At 58.3% G+C, this 14,901-nt stretch carries 13 protein-coding genes; 8 read left to right on the top strand and 5 right to left on the bottom strand.

Annotated elements, in window-relative coordinates; genetic code table 11:
- Nucleotides 1-106 precede the first annotated feature (106 nt).
- Nucleotides 107-1,114, top strand: a complete 1,008-nt coding sequence (locus ACOQOT_RS04660) for an NAD(P)H-dependent flavin oxidoreductase (protein ID WP_420561211.1) — start codon at nt 107-109, stop codon at nt 1,112-1,114.
- Nucleotides 1,115-1,196: 82 nt separating this feature from the next.
- Here ACOQOT_RS04660 and ACOQOT_RS04655 read toward each other — a convergent pair whose 3' ends face one another.
- The gene (locus ACOQOT_RS04655; RefSeq protein WP_420561210.1) at nt 1,197-1,631 is read right to left on the bottom strand and encodes a hypothetical protein; all 435 of its coding nucleotides are present in this window, start codon (nt 1,629-1,631) and stop codon (nt 1,197-1,199) included.
- Nucleotides 1,632-1,782: 151 nt separating this feature from the next.
- On the opposite strand from ACOQOT_RS04655, the gene ACOQOT_RS04650 reads away from it, so the two are divergent.
- From ACOQOT_RS04650 to ACOQOT_RS04635, 4 genes are all read left to right on the top strand, one after another.
- Nucleotides 1,783-2,940, top strand: coding sequence for a PQQ-dependent sugar dehydrogenase (locus ACOQOT_RS04650; protein ID WP_420561209.1), 1,158 nt, complete (start codon nt 1,783-1,785; stop codon nt 2,938-2,940).
- A 153-nt stretch (nt 2,941-3,093) separates the two neighbouring features.
- On the top strand, nt 3,094-4,986 hold the full coding sequence (locus ACOQOT_RS04645; protein WP_420561208.1) for an alkyl/aryl-sulfatase: 1,893 nt from the start codon (nt 3,094-3,096) through the stop codon (nt 4,984-4,986).
- A gap of 26 nt (nt 4,987-5,012) precedes the next feature.
- Nucleotides 5,013-5,429: a hypothetical protein gene (locus tag ACOQOT_RS04640; protein WP_420561207.1), complete on the top strand. Its 417-nt coding sequence runs from the start codon at nt 5,013-5,015 to the stop codon at nt 5,427-5,429.
- A 103-nt stretch (nt 5,430-5,532) separates the two neighbouring features.
- Complete coding sequence (locus ACOQOT_RS04635) at nt 5,533-6,072, top strand: hypothetical protein (RefSeq protein WP_420561206.1); 540 nt, start codon at nt 5,533-5,535, stop codon at nt 6,070-6,072.
- A gap of 78 nt (nt 6,073-6,150) precedes the next feature.
- Here the strand turns inward: ACOQOT_RS04635 and ACOQOT_RS04630 are convergent, their stop codons facing one another.
- A complete protein-coding gene (locus ACOQOT_RS04630) occupies nt 6,151-7,884 on the bottom strand; it encodes a sensor histidine kinase (protein WP_420561205.1) in 1,734 nt (577 codons plus the stop codon).
- A 222-nt stretch (nt 7,885-8,106) separates the two neighbouring features.
- Between ACOQOT_RS04630 and ACOQOT_RS04625 the strand changes: the two genes are divergently transcribed.
- The 3 genes from ACOQOT_RS04625 to ACOQOT_RS04615 all read left to right on the top strand — a co-directional run bounded on the left by ACOQOT_RS04625 (nt 8,107) and on the right by ACOQOT_RS04615 (nt 11,407).
- Nucleotides 8,107-9,324 (top strand): acyl-CoA dehydrogenase, encoded by a 1,218-nt coding sequence (locus tag ACOQOT_RS04625; protein ID WP_420561204.1) that lies wholly within the window; start codon nt 8,107-8,109, stop codon nt 9,322-9,324.
- A 192-nt stretch (nt 9,325-9,516) separates the two neighbouring features.
- Nucleotides 9,517-11,049 carry a hypothetical protein gene (locus ACOQOT_RS04620; protein ID WP_420561203.1) on the top strand — a complete coding sequence of 511 codons (1,533 nt, stop codon included), beginning with the start codon at nt 9,517-9,519 and terminating at the stop codon, nt 11,047-11,049.
- Complete coding sequence (locus ACOQOT_RS04615; RefSeq protein WP_420561202.1) at nt 11,021-11,407, top strand: DCC1-like thiol-disulfide oxidoreductase family protein; 387 nt, start codon at nt 11,021-11,023, stop codon at nt 11,405-11,407. The genes ACOQOT_RS04620 and ACOQOT_RS04615 overlap by 29 nt, the downstream gene beginning before the upstream one ends.
- Nucleotides 11,408-11,539: 132 nt before the next feature.
- On the opposite strand, the gene ACOQOT_RS04610 is transcribed toward ACOQOT_RS04615, so the two are convergent.
- Genes ACOQOT_RS04610 through ACOQOT_RS04600 form a run of 3 tightly spaced genes read right to left on the bottom strand, consistent with a single transcriptional unit; the run spans nt 11,540 to nt 14,887 of the window.
- A complete protein-coding gene (locus tag ACOQOT_RS04610; protein ID WP_420561201.1) occupies nt 11,540-13,273 on the bottom strand; it encodes a glycosyltransferase in 1,734 nt (577 codons plus the stop codon).
- 10 nt (nt 13,274-13,283) lie between these two features.
- A complete protein-coding gene (locus tag ACOQOT_RS04605; RefSeq protein ID WP_420561200.1) occupies nt 13,284-14,183 on the bottom strand; it encodes a methionyl-tRNA formyltransferase in 900 nt (299 codons plus the stop codon).
- Nucleotides 14,168-14,887 (bottom strand): hypothetical protein, encoded by a 720-nt coding sequence (locus tag ACOQOT_RS04600; RefSeq protein WP_420561199.1) that lies wholly within the window; start codon nt 14,885-14,887, stop codon nt 14,168-14,170. Before ACOQOT_RS04600 ends, ACOQOT_RS04605 begins: the two co-directional genes overlap by 16 nt.
- Between the last annotated feature and the right edge of the window lie 14 nt (nt 14,888-14,901).

The raw sequence follows: 14,901 nt of genomic DNA, 5'->3' as shown, positions 1-14,901 counted from the left end.
TCCGGTGATTGATTGTAAGCGTACAAGACGGCGCGGACCCGCTGACCTATATTGCTCACCGGTCGAAAGAAACCGCTCAATCGGAAACTGCTCAAGGAGCCATTCCATGGCGCTGCCTTCAATTCTTCAGGACCGGCTGGAACTGCCGGTGGTCGGGTCCCCGCTCTTCATCGTTTCGGGCCCCGAGCTTGTGATCGCCCAGTGCAAGGCGGGGATCGTCGGGTCCTTCCCGGCCCTCAATGCGCGCCCGGCCCATGTGCTGGAAGAATGGATCATCCGCATCAAGGAAGAGCTCGCCGAATATCAGGCCGCCAATCCGGACAAGAAAGTCGCGCCTTTCGCGGTGAACCAGATCTGCCATGCCTCCAACGACCGGCTGCAGCACGACATTGAGGTGTGCACGCGCCAGGAAGTGCCGATCATCATCACCAGCCTGCGCCCGCCCGAAGAGGTGGTCACCGCCGCCCATTCTTATGGCGGGGTGGTCTTCCACGACGTCATCAACGTCAAACATGCCAAGAAAGCCGCCGAGCAGGGCGTCGACGGGCTCATTCTCGTTTGCGCGGGTGCCGGCGGCCATGCGGGCACGCTCTCGCCCTTCGCTCTCGTGCGCGAGGTGAAGGAATGGTTCGACGGGACGGTGCTCGTCTCCGGCGCACTTTCGGATGGTTATGGCATCGCCTCGGCGCAGGCGCTCGGCGCGGACCTTGCCTATATGGGCTCTCGCTTCATCGCCACGCAGGAAGCCAATGCCGATCAGGGCTATAAGCAGATGCTGCAAGACTCGGCTGCCGAAGACATCGTCTATTCCAATCTCTTTACCGGCGTGCACGGCAACTATCTGGCGCCGTCCATCGTCAATGCCGGGCTCGACCCGCATAATCTGCCCGAAGCCGACAAGTCGAAAATGAATTTCGGCTCCGGCGGCAACCAGAAATCGAAAGCCTGGAAAGATATCTGGGGCTGCGGCCAGGGCATCGGCTCGATCAAGGATGCCCCGCCGGTGGAAGAACTCGTCGCCCGGCTGAAAAGCGAATATGTGGAGGCCTGCCGCGAGTTCCTGGCGAAGATGCCGGCCGAAGCGCGCGCCCAGCTTGCGCAGGCCGCCGAGTAACACCACTGCGTCCCCCGAACGGAAACGGCGGCCCTTGAGGGCCGCCGTTTTCATATCCGCATCGCCGGGAGCTATGCCCCGCTCAATCGCGCCGGGGCGTCATCAGCGCATAGACGAGACCGGCCACCGCCCCCGCGCCTGCCTGAAAGGCCATGCCGAGGGCCGAGCGGGCACCGGCAATGGGCGTGATGTCGAAGAGAATGCCCATCACCGTAAGCGTCACATAGACCGAGACCGCGCCCGCTACCATGTAAACGAACCAGCGCAGCGAGGGGGCAAGAAGCTGCACAAAGTGCGCGGCGATGAAGGCGATCACGAAACCGATGGCCATCAGCGCGCCGTAAAGCGGGCCCATACCCGCAAGATCGTTCAGAATGCTGGAAAGATACTGCCCCTCGACCGTGACGCCGAGTTCCGCCAGCTCATTTAACACAAAGATCGAGTGAGATGCGGTGCCCAGCACCGTGACGGTCAGAACCGCGATGATAAACGCGACCGCAATATTGACGAACCGCATGGATGCCCCCTCCTGGATCTTTGTTTTTGATCTTTTGATCTTCGTTCCGGCGCATCGGTTTCCCGCAGCGCGCTCTGATGTACTATGATCGCCGAAAGACGCGGGGTAAAGGCCCGCGGCACCGAGGAGCCAAGCCGGGAGGACGCGCATCATGGCCAACGACGTTGCAAGGACCAATCCTTTCATCGCTGCCTTCGCAGGGGCCGTATTTGCGGCGGGGGCGCTTCTGACGCCCGCCGCCGCGCAAGAGGCGGTCCACGCCGCCCCCTTCGATGTGGAAACGCTGGCCGAAGGGCTCGATCATCCCTGGAATGTCGCCTTTTTGCCGGACGGTGCCATGCTCGTGACGGAACTTCCCGGACGCCTGCGCCTCGTGCGCCGCGGCGAGGTGATGCCTGAGCCCGTGGCCGGCGTGCCGGAAGTTTATTATGCCGGGCAAGGCGGGCTGTTCGACGTGCTGCTCGACCCGGACTTTGCGCAAAACCGCGTGATCTATCTTTCCTTCGCCCATGGCACGCCGGAGGCGAACAACACCCGCGTCGTGCGCGCCACGTTCGACGGCAAGGCGCTTTCCAATGTCGAGACGATTTTCGATGCCAGCCCGCAAAAGGACACGCCCGTTCATTACGGCGGGCGCATGACGCTGAAGGGCGACGGCACACTGCTCGTGACAGTGGGGGACGGCTTCGATTACCGCGAAGACGCACAGCGCCTTTCCAATCATCTGGGCACGGTTGTGCGCATCAACCGCGACGGTACGGTGCCTGAGGACAATCCTTTCGTGAACGACAATGACGCGCTGCCGGAAATCTTCACCTATGGCCACCGCAATCAGCAGGCCATTCTTTACGATGCGGCCTCGGACCGAATTTATGAGCAGGAACACGGACCGCGCGGCGGCGATGAAGTCAACGTGCTGGAGCCGGGCAAGAATTACGGCTGGCCGGTGATTACCGGCGGCGTCGATTATTCGGGCGCACAAATTTCTCCTTATGAGGAATATCCGGGCATGGAACAGCCCTGGGTGGAATGGACGCCCTCCATCGCCCCGGCCGGCATGGCACTTTACGAGGGCGCCATGTTCAAGGACTGGGAAGGTGATTTGCTCGTTACCTCGCTTGTCGAAATGAGCCTTCGCCGGATCGATATCGAGGACGGCGCACCGAAGGCCCAGGAGGTCTATCTTGTGCCGCAGCAGACGCGGCTGCGCGATGTGGCCGTGGCGCCGGACGGGGCCATTCTGGTGCTGACGGACGAGGAAGAAGGCAAAATCCTCCGCCTCACCCCGGCAAAAGCCTCGGGATCTTAAAGCGCGGGCTCTTGACCACACCTTTTAATTCCGCCTCGCGAAACAGCTTTTCGCGGCGGATTGGCGTTCGCGCGGCTTGGCTCTAGGCTCCGCCGCACCGACAATACCTGCGCGAAAAGCCGGACCGTGCCGCAAGGCTGCTGGGAGAGAAAGATGGAAACGCCGAAAGACGCCACACATGCCACCTGCTGTGCGCAAGCCGCGCTGAAAGACCAGCTGCCGAAGGAAACGGGGCAGGATTTCGAGGACGCGCGGCGCGGCTTCATCGCTACCATTCCCCACGCCAAGGTGTTGCATGAAGCAGGCCATGCCGTTTGGGACATGAGCCAGTTCGACTTTACGGAAGGCGACGCGCCGGACACGGTGAACCCCAGCCTCTGGCGGCAGGCGAAGCTCAATGCCATTCACGGGCTGTTCGAGGTAACGCCCGGCATCTATCAGGTGCGCAATTTCGATCTCTCCAACATCACCTTCATCGAAGGGGAGACGGGCTATATCGTCATCGACCCGCTGATTTCCGCCGAACCGGCAGCCGCCGCGCTGAAACTGATGCGCGAGCACCGGGGCGACAAGCCCGTCACCGCCGTCATCTATACCCATTCCCATGTGGACCATTATGGCGGCATCAAGGGCGTTATCTCGGACGAAGATATTGCAAAGGGCCTGACCATCATCGCGCCGGAAGGCTTTCTGGAAGCGGCGGTGAGCGAAAACGTGCTCGCGGGCAATGCCATGGGCCGGCGCGCGACATATATGTACGGCGCGCTTTTGCCGCGCGGGCCTAAGGGACATGTCGATGCCGGCCTCGGCAAGACCGTTTCCATGGGCTCGGTCAGCCTCGTGCCGCCGACGAAAAGCATTTGCGAGACGGGCGAAACGCTGACCATCGACGGGGTGGAAATCGTTTTCCAGGTCACGCCCGATACCGAAGCGCCTTCGGAAATGAATTTCTATTTCCCGCAATTCAAGGCGCTCTGCATGGCGGAGAATTGCTCCTGCCATTTGCACAATATCTACACGCCCCGCGGGGCGCAGGTGCGCGATGCCAAAGCCTGGTCCTATTACATCAACGAGGCGATCGAGCTTTTCGCGGGCAAGACGGACGTGCTTTTCGCCAGCCACCACTGGCCGCGCTGGGGCGAGGACCGCGCCCGCGACTTTTTGAAGAAGCAGCGCGACATGTACAAATATGTGCATGACCAGACGCTGCGCCTTGCCAATCACGGACTGGTGCCGGCGGAGATCGCCGAAGAAATCCGCATGCCGCCCTCGCTGGAAGAAGAATGGTTCAGCCGGGGCTATTACGGCACGCTCAATCACAATGCCAAAGCCGTCTATCAGCGCTATCTTGGCTGGTTCGACGGCAACCCGGCGAACCTGCACAAGCTGCCGCCCGAAGAAGCCGGCAAGCGCTATGTGGAGGCCATGGGCGGGGCGGACGGCGTGCTGAAAACCGCGCGCGCCGCTTTTGAAAAAGGCGAGTACCGCTGGGTGGCGGAGATCGTCAATCATCTCGTCTTTGCCGACCCTTCAAACGAAGAGGCGCGGCATCTGCAGGCCGATGCGCTGGAGCAGATGGGCTATCAGGCTGAAAGCGGGCCCTGGCGCGCGTTTTATCTCACCGGCGCGCAGGAGCTGCGCAGCCCGCGCGCGCCTTCCAACGTGCCCCGCCCCGGCGCCAACGGCCAGCTGAAAACGCTGCCCGTGAACGAAGTGCTGGACGCGCTTTCCGTGCGGCTCAACGGCCCGAAAGCCGGGCGGCGGGAATTCGCCATCAACCTGACCATCACGGATACGGGCGAGCATTTTCTTGTCTCGCTGGAAAACGCGACGCTGCGCCACGAGCCCGGCAAGACCCATGACGATGCGGACCTGACGCTTGCCATCACGCGGATGGATTTCATCGAGCTCGTGATCCGGGAAAAGGAGCTTTCGGACCTGAAAGCATCGGGTGCGGCAAAGCTGACCGGCGATGAGGTGGCGCTTACCGATCTTCTTTCCTTCCTCGACACGTTCGATTTCTGGTTCGAGATTGTGATGCCTTAAGGCCCGGCCTGTGGCAGACTTGAGCCATGACAGAGAACAGGTCTTCCGCTTTTCCCTCGCTCGGCTTTCTGGGGCGCTTTGGCCGCTCGGCCGATCTGCGCGCCCTCGACAAAGCGCTGAGGGAAGTCGATCTGCATCCCAATCTCATGCCCGAAGCGGTGAAGCTGACGCTCGTCAAATTGCTGCGGGAGGCCGCCCCTGCCCGGCCCGAGACATGTGATTATGAGGAGGCAGCCGCTCTCGCCGCTTATTGCATGATCGGGCCCGATGCTTTTTCCAGCGTCAACAATCCCGTGCTCGCCCGCCAGCAGGAACGGCGCATCGAGGCGGCGCTCGAGGAAGAAGGCTCGCTGGACGGGCAGATCATTCTCCTCACCCTCCATGCGAAACTCGTCCATCCGGCGGTCATCGAGACCTTTCAGCTTTCCAGTGAGGAAACCTGAGCGCGGCACGGCGCGGCATGTTTTGTCAAGCCGGTCAAATGTGCAGCTTCCCTCTTTTTGCGGCCCCGGCCATGCTTGCCTTTAGGAAGAGCTGGAGACGGCCATGAGCGAAAATGACTGGAAGCTTCACATCGCGCCGGACCGCCAGGGCACGCTCCGGGCCATGGGCCTTGCCTGGGCCTTCACGCTTGGCGCCCTCTTCCTTGTCACAAGCGCGACAGGCGCGATGCGCCTGGGCACGGCGCTTCTCATCTGCCTGCCCTTCCCGCTCCTTATTTCCTATTACGCGCTGAAAAGCACCGGGCTCGGCGCCGGCGCGCTGACGATCGACAAGCGCGGCTTTGCCATTACCGACGGTGCGGGCCCGCCCCGGCACTATGACTGGCGGGACGTGGAACGTTTTCACCTCGGCGCGCTGGGCAAGAGCCCCATTTATGAGGGAACGCCGGTGCCGCATTTCACATTGCGCGGGGGCGCGCGCGAGGGGTTGCAGGCCAATCTGGGTTTCAGCGCCGAAGAGCTGGTGCGGCTGATGGAACGGCTGCGCCGCCTGGCGGAACAAGGCTGGCCCGCCCTGCCCGAAAGCCCCGAGGCGGCGCTTTCCGAGGCCTATGCCTATCTCGACGGCGAAGCACCTGCCTGAGAGGCCACTACCCCCGGAAAATGGGAGACAAGGCGGAAGGGCGCGCGTCGCCGCGCCCTCCTCCTCATGCCGCGGGAGCTAACCCAGAGCGGCCGGGCGGCCGAGCGCTGCCGCTCCCGCCTCGTCTCCCTCCTGCAGGGCCGCGCTACGCCTCCTTTGCGCGCCCTCTGCCTGTGCGCCTTCCTGGGTGTCTGCCGGGCGCCCTTCCCCTTCCTCATCCACCTGCACGGCAGCGCGCGGCAGGCAGATGCTCACTACGGTGCCTACATGCAGCTCGGAGGTGATTTTGAAGCTGCCGCCATGCAGCTCGACAAAGCGCTTGGAAAGCGGCAGGCCGAGCCCCGTGCCCTGATGCGAGCGGAATTCCACATGGGCAACCTGACGGAACGGCTTGATGACGTTTTCCAGGTCCTTCTTGTCGATACCGATGCCGCTGTCGCGCACCTCGATATGGACGTGGTCCGGCCCGGGCGCGACGGCGATAACGACATCGCCGCCTTCTTCGGTGAAGTTGATGGCATTGGCAGCCAGGTTGAGCAGGGTCTGCTTGATCAGCCGTTCATCCGCATGAAGAACGGTCGGCCGCTCGGGCAGCAGCTTGGAAAGCGTGACGCCGCGCTCCTGCGCCTTGATGAAAAGCAGGCGGGTAATCTCCCGCACCACGCAGTTGAGATCGAACGTGCCGAGATCGAGTTTTGCCCGGTTCGCCTCGATGCGCGAGAGGTCCAGCACATCATTGATGATGGACAAAAGGTGCTGGCCGCTGCCCAGAATATCGCGGGCATATTCCACATAGCGCGGCTGCTGGATGGGGCCGAGCAGCTCGTCCGAGATAACCTCGGAAAAGCCGATAATGGCATTAAGCGGGGTGCGCAGCTCATGGCTCATATTGGCAAGGAAGGCGGATTTGGCATTGCTGGCGGCCACCGCTTCCTTCTGCGCCGCTTCCAGCTCCGCCGTGCGCTCCCAAACCCGATTTTCCAGCGAGGCGTTAAGGCTCGCTAGGCGCTGCTCGCGGTGCTCGATCTCCGCGATGGACTGGGAGACGGAGCGCAAAAGGCTGTTCACCCCGCCCACCAGCGCGCCCAGCTCGTCTTTCCGGCTATCCCGGCTCACCTCTTCCAGCGCCACCTGATAGCGCTCGGCATGGGGCAGGTCCCGCGAGGCCGCGCAGACCGCATTTTCAAGCTCGATCAAGCGTTTGAGCACCGCCCAGCGCAGCACCAGCATGGTGGAGACCGTCACCACGATCGAGACCAGCGCCACCAGCGCGGCAATACGCACGAGGAAGGAGAGCAGCTCGCCCGTCAGGCCCGGCGTTTCCACCGTGACCCAGAGAAGGTAGGTGCCGCGGGCCTCGATCCGGCGCAGCTGTGCCGCCCGCGCGCGGCCCTCCTGAACGACCGCGCCGGCCAGCGCCTCACCCTCCGGGTCCGCCAGCGGCTCCCCGAGCCGGCGCAGCGGCTCCGCCTTGCCGTTGAGAAAGACGAGGCCGGAAATATTGGCAACGCCCAAAATATCCTCCGCCGCCTGCCCGGGCACCCCGGTGCCCTGACGGGAGGCCTGCATCAAACTTGCCGTCAGCGCGGCATCGGCGGCCGCGAAGGCGGCGCCCAGCCGGTCGGTCTCGTAATTGCGGTAGGAGGGGATGAGGATCAGCGCCTCGATGAAGAGGATGGAAAGAAAGACCGCCGCCGTGATGCGCCAGCACAAGCGGCAATTCTTCAGCACCAGCTCGCGGGTGGCCGAGAGGCGTATCCGGAAAAGCGGCGGCCGCTCCTGCTTTCCGATTGTTTGTGCCTGATCCGACAAATCTGCTTCTCCGCCCCCAAACCTGCAAAGAAGCTTGCCAGAACGGCTGGAAATAATCGTAAACTTGCCATTCTGACATGAACACAAGTGCGTGACGGCGCGCAGCGCGGCAGCGCCTGGAAAAGGACGGCCGCGCAGCTAAATAATCACGCGATGCCTTACCTGACGCAGCGGCGCCTGTTATAAGGGCGCCAGTTTTTGCTCCCGCGACGAGGAATTGCCATGGCCGCCGAACCCAAGCCCAACCCCCTTCTGCCCCCCTTCAACTGGGAAGACCCGCTGGCGCTTTCCTCCCAGCTGAGCGAGGAAGAACGCATGGTGCGGGACACGGCCCATAACTTCGCCCAAGGCAAGCTCTTCCCCCGGGTGCTGGAGGCGAACCGGCACGAGATCTTCCACCGGGAAATCATGAACGAGATGGGCGAACAGGGGCTCTTGGGCCTCACCCTGCCCGAAAAATACGGCTGCGCGGGCCTTTCCTACGTCTCCTATGGGCTTGCGGCGCGCGAGGTGGAGCGGGTCGATTCCGGCTACCGCTCGGCCATGTCCGTGCAGTCGAGCCTCGTCATGCATCCGATCTATGCTTATGGCTCAGAGGAGCAGCGGGAAAAATATCTGCCGAAGCTCGCCACCGGCGAATGGGTGGGCTGTTTCGGCCTGACCGAGCCCGACCATGGCTCCGACCCCGGCTCCATGGTGACGCGGGCGGTGAAAGTCGATGGCGGCTACCGGCTGAACGGCGCGAAAATGTGGATCACCAATTCGCCCATCGCCGACCTTGCCGTCGTCTGGGCGAAGCTCGAGGAGACGCCGGGCAAGGACGGCACGATCCGCGGCTTCATCGTGGAGCGCGGTTTCGAGGGCTTCAAGACGCCGAAGATCGAAGGCAAGTTCTCGCTGCGCGCCTCTATCACCGGGGAGATCGTGCTCGACGACGTGTTCGTGCCCGAGGACAACATCCTGCCCAATGTACGCGGCCTGGCCGGCCCCTTCGGCTGCCTCAACCGGGCGCGCTACGGCATCGCCTGGGGCGCCATGGGGGCTGCGGAATTCTGCTGGCACGCAGCGCGGCAATATACGCTGGACCGTAAACAGTTCGGCCGCCCGCTTGCCGCCAATCAGCTCATCCAGAAGAAACTCGCCGACATGCAGACCGAAATCACCCTCGGCCTGCAAAGCTGCCTGCAGCTCGGGCGCATGTTCGATGCCGGCACCGCGGCGCCGGCCGCCATCTCCCTCATGAAACGGAACAATTGCGGCAAAGCCCTCGACATCGCCCGCACCGCCCGCGACATGCATGGCGGCAACGGCGTCTCCGACGAATACCACGTCATCCGCCACGTCATGAACCTGGAAGCGGTGAACACCTATGAAGGCACCCACGACGTGCATGCGCTGATCCTTGGCAGAGAGCAGACTGGGATCCAGGCGTTTTTTTGAGGGGGGATTAAGCTGCGCTCGACGCTGCTCTCTTGTTGCAAGGAAACAGGGGGGCACGCAAACTTTCCAGGCCCGTATAGACGCATAAACCTGAGACTGGAATTTCGTGCTGTAAACTTTAGGCTGGAAACTATAATCGCAATCGATGAAGAAGATTGTGCACCAATGTGAAAATGTTACCCGGGGGGGATAGTGCGAAACTTTCTGTATTTAAATAAAGACTGGCAATGGCCGCGTCTCAAGCTTGCACATCGCCCCATCGATATACGCATTTTCATCATTCTGGTTTTTGCGGCCACAATCTACAAATGCCTTTCCAAAGATTTTTCGGCGCTCGAGGTCTTATGTGATCGGGCACCTATTTACTGGTTCCCTCCGAATTGGCTCTACAATCTGGTCAGTAGCGCGCAGTGTGGGATTTACCAAGAAGCGATTGATCCACGGTCACTTCAGTTAGTGGTTGCCGTACTTCTCCTTCTATGTATCGCTTTTCCCAAGCGACTTCTTTTCGCATCGGCTTTTCTTGCGTTGCTGGTGCTGGATACATCGGGTTTTTTATGGCGCGCCAACATGTGGGACTTGGACACCCCGCTCGTAATTCTTTTTATCCTGATAGCAGCCCCTGTCAGACTTCAAGAAGCTACTGCATTCAGGAACGTTGACAATCGTCATTCAGCCGCCTTGGGCTTGATGATCATACTGTTCGTCTCCGCATATTATTTTCTGGCGTTTCTTTCCAAGCTGGTCTTTGACCCCGCGTGGGTTCTGAACGTCAATATCGGAAATTACTATTCCATCAGCACACTAATGCACGGTCAGCAAATGCCAGGCTGGCTGAGCTTTTTTGCAGCTCCAATATCCAACCTTATGGTGCAATATGCGATCCTGGATGATTTCGCAGCTCTCGTTGTACTGATCGAGCAGTTCCTGTGGATTTTGGCTCCCTTCATACTGTTCATTCGCTACCATGCGGGCCTGTTCAGTGTCGCGTATCACCTGTTCGTGTTCATTGCTACCGGGATTATGTTCTTTACCTGGACCGCCATCGCGCTGGGCATAAGCATCCCGTGGGGGCGGGCTTGGGACAAATACCAGGAATGGAAAACTGGACAGATGGTCAAAGCACATCCGGATGGTAGTGCGAATACCGGACTTGCGAACTGGCAATGGAGCATTGTACTGGCCGTCCCTCTTGCAATCGCGTTCTTACCTCCTCTCGGCTACTGGATGCCCCCATTCTACAATTACATGCAGTTCGGCTGGAGGTATCCTTCAATGGACGAAATCAAGACCGTTTACAGTGTCGGCCGGTTTGACCGTGAAACAAATGAATTTAAGCGGTTCCCCCTCAATCATGGCGGATTTATAGAATTCCGCCACTCCAACACCATGGATATATACGTGCGTTCAATTTTGAATAACGAAGGGTCTCCAGCGATAACAGATATACGCGGTCTGCAGACACTGCTGATCGCAACGCGAAAACTTGATGCTGACGGATGGGTTTTTGGCGATTTTCGCGCTCCCGATCACCTTGTATCCGAGCGCGGAACCACCGATATGACAGAGGTTGAGAATTTCTATTTGCTTCGTGGCACAGTAATATCAAACACTGAAAACAGACCGGCAGAGGTGAGATGGGAAGCATGCGGCCAAGTCTTTCCGGAACGGCAAACAGCAGAGACGGTGGAACTGTATGACACCTGCAAGTCGACCCTCAGATGATATCCTCTTATATGATGGAGAATGTCCCGTCTGCAGTCGATTTGTAGCCATGGCAAGGCTACGGCATGCGGCCCCAAACATTCAGGTTCTGAATGCGAGGCAGCAACCCGCACTCGTCGCACATTTCCTTGACGCAGGGATGAATGTGAATGACGGGATGATCATTCGAGTTAACGATGTCGTCTATTATGGCGATGATGCATTGGTGATGATAAGCAGCTTGGGCGATGGGGATTCATTATTCTCGAAATTGATGCTCAAGCTCTTTTCTTCACCACGCCTATCGAGACATATTTATCCTACGCTGGTTCGAGGACGGAAATTGTTGTTGAGACTCCTCGGAAAGACAGAACTGTAGATTGAAGAAATCCTTCATCTGCATATCTCAATAGGCCTTGCTCAACCGTGCTCCCTATATATGGCGGAAAGAGACTTCAGCACAATCCAAACCCTGCATGCCCTTAACGAGCGGGTGACAAACAACGGGCTTTTACCTGACAATTCGCGGGCCATACGAGGCGCTCATCTTTTCAAAAGCCCTTTCCTGCAAATTCACCAAGCGTTCTGCCGAATGATATTCGAGAACCCAGTCCTGAGCGCGTTGCCCCCAGCCTGATATGTCACAGGGATCTTCCATCACTTTGCGCATCTGCTCTGCGATCTCCTCGGGCGTCGACGCCGCAAATAATGGCGGCGGGTGCCCCTCAAAAAACTCATGGTTGCAAATACCATCATCCTTGGTAATTACGCGGCAACCGAGTGCAAGCGCCTCAAAAGTTACCCCACTGATCACGGAAATCAGGAACTGGTCAATAACCGCATGCGCATCCAAGTATGCTTTCCATAAGTCCCGCTTTGTTTTTGGCGCATGCCAGAGGAAGTTTTCCTCAAGACCTTTCTCTGCGATCAAATCCTGTGTAGCCTGCACATCGTCGCCCCACTCTATGAAATGAACAACGAAGGCATCCTCCGCTCTGCCGCGCAATAACGCTGCAGCCTCAACAATAAGGTTGTTGGCTTTCGACCATTTCGGATCGTTCCTCGCCCAATCCTGCCTCGCAGGAGCCAGAAAGACCGTCTTCTCCGCGGAGCGTCTCACTTTATAGGAACGGGAAAATTCGATGAGAGGTTTTTCATCGAACGGATGAGGCGCATAGTATCGTTTGGCTTCGTCAAACTCCAAGCGTGGCTTTGCCGTAATATAGTCTGTGTTCGTCAGAAACACGGCATCGGCCTGCTCGTACGAGGCTGCCAGCAAACGCGCTTCTGAACCGCCCTCGAATGGCATAGACCGGATGGTGCCGTGCTCAAACGCCACATAAGGATGCGCATTTGCCAAGTAAGCCAATATAGGACTTGTCCCATACATGATCCGATGCTCGTACCGGGAAAGCAGCAACTTCCACTCATCAATAACCCCTTCGTAAGGGGCCCCATCTACATCCATAGACGAGACAGTTTCCCTTTCCAGCACCGCCTGCGGCAGGAATGAACTTAGCGTTCTCTGACAAAACGCTACCAACCAACTAATTTTACTCTGCGCCGGCCCTTCATCCGTTGGAACAATCCTTTGAAGTCCGCTAAACACTGCAAGCCGACTGGATCGCCACTGCGCAAGTTCTTCAGCAAAATCCCCCCGGAAAGACGCATAATAACTCAACCAGTCGGCCGGAAAGGGGGGCGATACTGCTTCCATGGTCTCATCCCCAGAAATGTCCAGAATTATCTCGTAAACCCGTCGAATCGCATAGTCCAGTTCCCACCCCCTCCACAGCTCTTCATGGAAGACCGAAGCGACATCCAACTCCTTGAGCGAGTCTTCAAACTGCCCAGCCTCCTCCAATATCCGTTGCGGTGAGGTCGTTTGATACCGGATAGCCTTGAAGCGCTGATATTGAAGCATAGACCAACACATATCTGCAGCTTCTTGGTCTCCAGAAACCAAATAGTACAGGTAATTCACAACGTAATGATACGGTCCCTGCGCAAACCAACGAGGACGGACATCCTTGGCCTCGTTGAACTTGAAGAAGTTAGGAAAGTAGTCCGGACCGATATCGCCACGACCGATACTTTCACCAAGGAATTGCCATTCCGGTGTGGTAGCAAAATGATACAAGTCCGGTGCCGCCACATGGTTTTCGTACCCTGCAGACGCCAATATTCCGGCATTTATCAATGCGTTGTTGGCGATGTTGCCAACATGCAGTATGCGCTTTCTCATTTTCTGAACATCAATAAAAACGTGATCGGCGGGTAATATGGATCGGATGCACTGCTTCAAATTCCTCGAACTGTATTGCGCCATCCCCAGTAGCGACTGAGGGCACACCGTTTTCTAGCTGGAGAACCTGACCAGGAACACAAAGGCTGACCGTCGAAAGTTCAACTACCCGAGCCCGGAACACACGAACCACTACATCTCGTTCGAAATGACAGTAAGCGCCCTCGAACGGATACGAGGATGCCCGTACAAGACGATGGAGGTCGTATGCGGCTCGTGAGAAATCCAAACGCCCATCTTCTGGCCGCCGTGGATATCCTCTAATGGCTTCCCTTTCGTCCTGGGCCCTGGGACTGAAGCCCTCAGCATTCAAATTATTCAATGCCGAACAGAATCCTGCCGGTATCTCGTCTTCCAACCATTGATACACGTCGCCAATATATGTGTGCTCGGTCATGGGCATGCTTTTCTGGAATACGATATCACCGGTATCGAGCGCATCCGGCTCAACGAGATGTATCGTAAAACCGGTCTCGGTTTCCCCATTTATGATTGCCCAGTTCGGACAGGCATTTCCCCTGTATTTGGGTAAAAGCGATCCATGGGCGTTTATTATCCCCTTGCCGAATAGGGACGTGACAGATTCTGTAAAAATCCGCGGCCAGTTCATAGTGATCGCGATATCGATTTCGCGCGAGGCATGACGGATCGAGTCTTCGTTTTCCAGATCCAATCTTCTGAAGAACGGGACATCCAAAGACTTTGCAAGCTGCCTGAAATCCTCAGCCGTCGCTGTATACTCCGGCGCCTCTTTCGCCGTCGCGACAAAGGCGATTTCGTACCCTGCATCCGCGACGGCTTTCACGGAATTATACAGCATTTGTGACCGGCCAATTACGCCGACGCGCACGCCACCCTCCTCCCGGCTTCTCCGTTCGGGCCGATACTGCCGAGGATATCCCGGCAAGTAGAAAATTCCGCATTCGCATCAGCGGCAAGCTGCAGAAGGTCATTGAAATAGTCTCTGACCCCATAATTTCTATTCCGCGCGAGCGCGGAAATTTCTGGCCGCCCGGCTTCGGCCCAGCGCGCATAATCCTCCATGCAAGACGTATTCAGGAGTATATGGACAGGATGGAAATCAAAGCAAAATGGCGTTTTGCTAGAAATGGCCGCCTCCAGCACCTTCACGGAGAATTTCCGGGCCGTAAGCCCGCTGCGCTCGCTGGCCCACATATCCATATTATCCATATAGCGTATCGGAATCTCCCATATTCCCCATGGATGCATGAAAGGTTCCACTTCACATTCGAAAGGCAGCGTGACCTGGCTTACATAATGGAGCCCCAGTTCGCTCAAAAGCACCCCATATTTTTGCTGGTAAGCGCAGGAATGCGCTCTGATGCCCGACACCCCTTCCGTGCTTCCTATGTCAGCAATCATGCCTTCCGTAATGCTTTTCCAGTCATGTGTGTGATCCAATACCGGATGCAACGCGATTTCCGCATTACGACGTTTCGCTAGCTCGGAGTAACGCTGTGTGCAAAAAAAAGTCGTCGGAACTTCGGACGGTAAACACTCCGACAAAAAAAGCCCCATCATGTTGTCGGTCATATGATCGGTATCAA

Source organism: Tepidicaulis sp. (assembly GCF_965222285.1).
GTDB lineage: Bacteria > Pseudomonadota > Alphaproteobacteria > Parvibaculales > Parvibaculaceae > Tepidicaulis.
The sequence above is the reverse complement of the archived record's forward strand: the minus strand, read 5'-3'. Positions and strand labels throughout refer to the sequence as shown.

Excerpts from the sequence above, each read along its gene's own strand:
- ACOQOT_RS04610 (WP_420561201.1), bottom strand. The coding sequence starts at position 13,273 with ATGAGAAAGCGCATACTGCATGTTGGCAACATCGCCAACAACGCATTG.
- ACOQOT_RS04640 (WP_420561207.1), top strand. The coding sequence starts at position 5,013 with ATGACAGAGAACAGGTCTTCCGCTTTTCCCTCGCTCGGCTTTCTGGGG.
- ACOQOT_RS04615 (WP_420561202.1), top strand. The coding sequence starts at position 11,021 with ATGACACCTGCAAGTCGACCCTCAGATGATATCCTCTTATATGATGGA.
- ACOQOT_RS04600 (WP_420561199.1), bottom strand. The coding sequence starts at position 14,887 with ATGACCGACAACATGATGGGGCTTTTTTTGTCGGAGTGTTTACCGTCC.
- ACOQOT_RS04645 (WP_420561208.1), top strand. The coding sequence starts at position 3,094 with ATGGAAACGCCGAAAGACGCCACACATGCCACCTGCTGTGCGCAAGCC.
- ACOQOT_RS04635 (WP_420561206.1), top strand. The coding sequence starts at position 5,533 with ATGAGCGAAAATGACTGGAAGCTTCACATCGCGCCGGACCGCCAGGGC.
- ACOQOT_RS04625 (WP_420561204.1), top strand. The coding sequence starts at position 8,107 with ATGGCCGCCGAACCCAAGCCCAACCCCCTTCTGCCCCCCTTCAACTGG.
- ACOQOT_RS04650 (WP_420561209.1), top strand. The coding sequence starts at position 1,783 with ATGGCCAACGACGTTGCAAGGACCAATCCTTTCATCGCTGCCTTCGCA.
- ACOQOT_RS04655 (WP_420561210.1), bottom strand. The coding sequence starts at position 1,631 with ATGCGGTTCGTCAATATTGCGGTCGCGTTTATCATCGCGGTTCTGACC.
- ACOQOT_RS04660 (WP_420561211.1), top strand. The coding sequence starts at position 107 with ATGGCGCTGCCTTCAATTCTTCAGGACCGGCTGGAACTGCCGGTGGTC.